This is a genomic window from Kitasatospora sp. UYEF31, assembly GCF_057291755.1.
This window is the reverse complement of the sequence record NZ_JBXAWK010000117.1, coordinates 1-5,364: the sequence shown is the minus strand read 5'-3', so window position 1 is coordinate 5,364 and position 5,364 is coordinate 1. Positions and strand designations below refer to the sequence as shown.

Below are 5,364 nucleotides of genomic sequence, written 5' to 3'. Positions count from 1 at the left end.
CGCGACCGGAGTTACCCCCGCGTCGTCAAACGCGGCCGGCACAACAGCTACCGCGTCAAACGCCCCGACGACACCGGCACCCGCCACCTCACGCCTCCGCGAATCGACCTGGTCAACGCCACCGAACTCATCCTCACAGCATGATCAACTTAAGCTACGCGGCATTGGTTCATGATGTGGCGTCAGTCCGGAAAGTCCGGAAAGCCCGAACGGGATGCGCGGGTGCGCGGGCCGTACAGCCGGTGTCGTGGTTTTTCCAGGTCGGGCGATGCGTAATTTCCCTGGCGCAGGGGCAAACCCATACGCACGCCCGACCGACACGCAGGAGGGTTTTTCATGACAGCCGCGCAATTGCGACTCATACAGGGTGACGTACTCGTCAGTTCGCTGATCTTCGACCACGTCGACACACCCTGGTTCCACTACCGGTTCGAGCCAGGACCGGGGTGGGAGCCCCTGCGGATGCTCCTGAAGACGATCGATGAGGCCTGGGCCCGGAACGACTTCGACACCGCGACTGACACTGAGCTGGCCATCCGGGACCTCGGGATGAAGCTGGTGCCTGAGGGTGGGGGCGAGGAGGTCGCCGAGTTCCTGATCCGGGTCTCGCCCGACGGAAAGAAGGTGCGGTTCCGGTACTGACCCAGAGCGACATCCGGCAGTAGAGCCCGTGGCTCTTTGAAGGCGCCCCGGCTGTCGGAGTCGGCGGACTCGACCTCGCTGTCCGCCCGCGAAGCTGCTGTTGTGTCGTCTGCTGCGCTGAAGTACTCGTAAAGGTTGCCCATAGGCGCATGCTGCGAGGCGGGATCTTGCCCTGCGCGTTTGTCGGCGCCCAGCGCGCGCATATCCGTCATCCGGCCGGCCCGTATCCTGGACCGACAGGTCGGCAACGCGCATCCGACGGACGCGCCACCTGACCACCCATCGCTCCCCCACCGCCGGAAGGCCCCGACACCGTGCAGCGCAGCCCCGAGCAACAGCAGATCATCAACATCGCCGGGGCCGCTGGCGAACCGTACGAAATCGCTCTCGGCGGTGCCCAGGCGCTCCAGCAGCACGGACTGGTGGACCGTAGGACCGACAACATCGACTTCGCGCTGCCCGCGCAGCAGGCCAAGCGGTTCACCGCGGCCCGCACCGCCGTCACCGAGGCCCTGAGCGCGGCGGGGTTCAGCGTCAGCGTGGACGGCAAGGCGACAACCAAGACGTTCGTACGGTTGAACACCAAGGCGCCGGCCGTCAAGAAGGCCGTCGCGGTCAACCTCCTCGTCGACGACCGGACGCTCCCGCCGGTGGTGGTGGACGGCGTCACCGTCCTGCACCGCGACGATGTGGCGGCGGCCAAGACCGTCACGATGGTGCTCCGCTCCGAGGTCCGCGACGCATTCGACGTCGCCGCGCTCGCCGGTGCGTACAGCACCGCGCACCTGCTCTACCTGGCCCGGCACAACGACTCCGCGCTGGTCCCCGACGACTTCCTCACCGGTTTCAAGCGGACCACCGAACGCGCGGACTCCGAGTTCGTCCGGGCCGGGTACACCGCCCGGCAGGCCGCCGGGGTGCGTGAGTTCTTCCAGGGCTGGTTCACCGAGCTGTCCGAGCGGCAGAGCCGCCCGCTGGCCGGGGCGCTCGACCCGAAGGTGCTCGCCAAGCTGGCGGCGCTCAGTGGTCGGTCGGTCGCGGACGTGCTGGGTGATTCCCCTGATACTCCGTCGCGTCCCCCGCGCACCCCCTGACATGATCTTCAGAGCACCCACGGGGAGACCGCCGGGTGCCGACCACGACAGATGATGAGGAATCCCCGATGGCATCCGACGTCACCGCCCCCGCCGGCTTCCGCACCCACACCGCGAACATGGGCATCAAGGACGGCAGCGAGGACTTCGCCGTCGTGGTCTCCGAGGCGCCGTGTACGTCCAGCGCAGTCTTCACCCGCTCCACCTTCGCCGGGCCCAGCGTGCTGCTGAGCCGCGAGGCCGCGCGACACGGTGCCGCCCGGGGCGTCGTCGTGGTGTCGAAGAACGCGAACGTGGCCACCGGCCCGAGCGGCGCCGCCAATGCGGCCGAACTGCGGGACCGGGTCGCGGAGTTGGCCGGGTGCGAGGCGCAGGAACTCCTCGTCGCCTCGACCGGTGTCATCGGGCGGCAGTACCCGATGGACAAGGTCCGCGCCCACCTGGACACCATGAGCTGGCCGTTCGCCGACGCGGACTTCGGCCGCGCGGCCGCGGCCATCATGACGACGGACACCAAGGCGAAGATCATCAGTGTGCCGTGCGGCACGGCGACCGTACTCGGGATCGCCAAGGGCGTCGGCATGATCGAGCCGAACATGGCGACCCTGCTGACCTTCTTCTTCACCGACGCGGCAGTCGGGCGCGAAGCGTTGGACCAGGTCTTCCGTACGGTCATGGACCGCACGTTCAACGCCCTGAGCATCGACACCGACACCTCCACGAGCGACACTGCGGCGGTGTTCGCCAACGGCCTGGCCGGGCCCGTCGACGTCAACGAGTTCCAGGCGGCCCTGGAGACGGCCGCGCTGTACCTCGTCAAGGAGATCGCCCGCGACGGCGAGGGCGCGAGCAAGCTCCTCGAGGTCAAGGTGACCGGCGCGCGCGACGACGCGCAGGCGAAGCGGGTCGCCAAGTCGATCGTCAACTCGCCGCTGGTCAAGACCGCCGTCCACGGCGCGGACCCCAACTGGGGCCGGGTCGCGATGGCGATCGGCAAGTGCGAGGACGAGTACGACGTCGACCAGGAGCGCGTGACCATCAGCTTCGGCGACACGGTGCTCTACCCCGGTGAAGCCGACCTGGCCGCCGCGCAGAAGCACCTCGCCGGTGACGAGGTGACCATCACCGCCGATCTGGGCATCGCCGACGGTGCGTCCACGGTCTACGGCTGCGATCTGACGGACGGTTATATCCGGATCAACGCCGATTACACGACCTGAGTCCGCGTACGGGGCGCCGGGCGCGGCGCGCTACCCCCGGCGGACTGTGACGGATGTGCGGGGTGGTGGCCAGGGGTGCGGTCCGGGATGCAGGGCGGGCCGGCGCGCGTTCCTGCGCGGGGCGGCCGCCCTGCTGGTCGGCGGCGCCGTGGCGCCGCAGGGCCGGGCGGCGGCCGCGGTCGGGGTCCGGCCCCTGGGGGCGATCGTGGCCTGCGACCAGGCGTCCCAGTCGGTGGTGCTGCTGGTGCCCGGCAGCGGGTACCAGCCGTCGGGGCCGCAGGCGCGCACCGCAGACCTGCGGCCGGTGTGGTCCTGGTCGCCGGCCGCCGACCCGGCGCTGGTTGATCTGGCGCCCGGGGTGTCCTGGCGCAACGTCAGCGAGGCCAAGTACGCCCCGTCCCTGTCCGGGCCGGTGCTGCTGACCTGCGCTTCGGCCGGACTGGCCGCCGTCGTCGACATCGTGGGCGGCCGGGTGCGCTGGGCGGTGTCCGTGCTCGGCGCGAACCTGCACACCGTGGAGCTGCTGCCCGGCGGTGATGTCGCGCTGGCGGCCAGTACGGCCGGCTTCGTGCGTGTGTACGCCGCGTCCCGGGGGGCCCGCTGCGGGGACTACGCCGAGTACGGGCTCCCGGGCGCGCACGGCCTGCGCTTCGACCCGGACGGCGGGCTGCTGTGGGCGCTGGGCGCGCGCTCGCTGCTGGCGTTCGACGTACGGGGCCGGGCGGGCGCTCCCCGCCTGGACCTGCGGGCGTCGTTCGCCCTGCCGGAGGCCGGCGGCCACGACCTGGCACCGGCCCGGGGCGGCCGGGGCCGGATGTGGGTGACCACCAGCGACCGGGTCAGGCAGTTCGACACCCGGGCCGGGGAGTTTTGCCCCGACCGGGGCCAGGAGGACGTCGATCTCCCCGGGGTCAAGAGCGTGAGCGAGCACTCCCGGACCGGGCAGGTCCTGACCGTCAGCCCCGACGGCGTCTCCCCGTGCTCGTGGTGCACCTCGAAGATCCGGTTGGTCCGCCCGGACGGCGAGGCAGGCCTGGTCGGCTCCAGCCTCTACAAGGCCCGCTGGTGGGAAGGCCCGCTGCCGCGGTGACGCACCTGCCGCACCCGGCGGGCGTCGTGTCTGTGGCTTGGATCGCTTGATGCGTGAATCTTGATCTCAACTGGTCGAAGCAATTGATCTTGGTCTCGTAGGCTCGGTGGCCTCATCCACCGCGCCTGTCCCCCGCCACGGAGTCGGACGTGTACTTCGCCCACCCGCACTCCCCGTGGGAACGCGGGACCAACGAGAACACGAACCGGCTGTCGCGCGAGTACTTCCCCAAGGGCACCGACATCACCGCCCACGAGCCCTACCCGCGGGCCGTCGCCGAGGAACTCAACTCCCGGCCCCGCCGTATCCTCAACCATTGGGTGCGCTCCAGGCAGCGGCCGGACAGGCGCGGGAGCATCGGGCTTCTCCTCCCCGGATTCACCGAGCCGCGATGGTCGGGGTGCTGCGTCTCGGGCCCGGCCTGACGGCTCAGCCCGCGATACGCACACGTACTATGTACTGGCCGGTACGACGCCGATCTTGGTGCATAACTGCAATGGTGCACGCTTTTCGGTTGACTCTAATGGAGTTGCGACAGATACCGTCCATGGTGATCCAAATATCATGGATAAAAACCCGCTGGATGGAACAAGGTACACCGAGAAAGTTCTCCGCCAGGCTGCAACCGGTGACTATCACGGATTTCCAGAGATAGCGGAAACCATTCCTACTATGCGCAATGCGACAATTGAATCTGGCGGAGATGGAATCCCTAGGATGCATGTGCGACTGCCTGGTGAATATGATGGCAAGTCGGGATTCTTTCACTGGATCATTGAGCAAGACGGAAATATTAATCATCGCCTATTCACACCGAGTGGATGACTCATGGCCCATGTGAGGCAAGTGGCCCTGCTTGCAGCCCTGCCGAAGTCGCTTCAGGAGCGGTCGGTCGACCTGAGTGAAGTAGGGTCTGCCGAATACGGCTTCCCCGTCGATTGTGCAGATGAAGTATTTAACTCTCTAATCCAGAACGGTTTTGCCATCCTGGGTGGTGATTTGTGGCGTAAGGGTGGAGAAAAATTTGAGCCAGTTTTTGATGGATGGTATACTAATTCACCAAGTGACGAAGCGGTTTCGGCTTGGCGAAAATTCCTGGATACAATGCCGCTCGGCCCGGAATATTTCACTACTTTCGTAGTTCGGTAGCACTGGGTCATCAAGAGAGCAAACCCGAATGCTTGAGGCCCACCGGCTTGGTTCTCCGGTGGGCCTCTGGGGTGTCTGAGAGTGCGGTTCGCGCCGTGATGCCCGATTCGCGATGAGGTCTGGGTGAGGTGCCCTGCTCGGCGGGGTCGGCCAGTGCTCAGGGGCGGGG

At 67.6% G+C, this 5,364-nt stretch carries 6 protein-coding genes and 1 pseudogene; all 7 read left to right on the top strand.

What is annotated here, in order from left to right; genetic code table 11:
- Positions 1-336: 336 nt before the first annotated feature.
- The 7 genes and pseudogenes from AC0Z36_RS29140 to imm40 all read left to right on the top strand — a co-directional run bounded on the left by AC0Z36_RS29140 (position 337) and on the right by imm40 (position 5,195).
- Complete coding sequence (locus AC0Z36_RS29140; RefSeq protein WP_485466082.1) at positions 337-642, top strand: hypothetical protein; 306 nt, start codon at positions 337-339, stop codon at positions 640-642.
- A 314-nt stretch (positions 643-956) separates the two neighbouring features.
- The gene (locus AC0Z36_RS29135) at positions 957-1,736 is read left to right on the top strand and encodes a nucleotidyl transferase AbiEii/AbiGii toxin family protein (protein ID WP_485466081.1); all 780 of its coding nucleotides are present in this window, start codon (positions 957-959) and stop codon (positions 1,734-1,736) included.
- Between the two features lie 68 nt (positions 1,737-1,804).
- On the top strand, positions 1,805-2,956 hold the full coding sequence (gene argJ, locus AC0Z36_RS29130) for a bifunctional glutamate N-acetyltransferase/amino-acid acetyltransferase ArgJ (RefSeq protein ID WP_485466080.1): 1,152 nt from the start codon (positions 1,805-1,807) through the stop codon (positions 2,954-2,956).
- Between the two features lie 46 nt (positions 2,957-3,002).
- Complete coding sequence (locus AC0Z36_RS29125) at positions 3,003-4,046, top strand: DUF6528 family protein (RefSeq protein WP_485466079.1); 1,044 nt, start codon at positions 3,003-3,005, stop codon at positions 4,044-4,046.
- A 149-nt stretch (positions 4,047-4,195) separates the two neighbouring features.
- Positions 4,196-4,471, top strand: a pseudogene (locus tag AC0Z36_RS29120) (transposase); the annotation flags it as partial.
- A gap of 58 nt (positions 4,472-4,529) precedes the next feature.
- The gene (locus tag AC0Z36_RS29115) at positions 4,530-4,871 is read left to right on the top strand and encodes a hypothetical protein (RefSeq protein ID WP_485466078.1); all 342 of its coding nucleotides are present in this window, start codon (positions 4,530-4,532) and stop codon (positions 4,869-4,871) included.
- Between the two features lie 21 nt (positions 4,872-4,892).
- Positions 4,893-5,195: an Imm40 family immunity protein gene (gene imm40, locus AC0Z36_RS29110; protein ID WP_485466077.1), complete on the top strand. Its 303-nt coding sequence runs from the start codon at positions 4,893-4,895 to the stop codon at positions 5,193-5,195.
- Positions 5,196-5,364 lie beyond the last annotated feature (169 nt).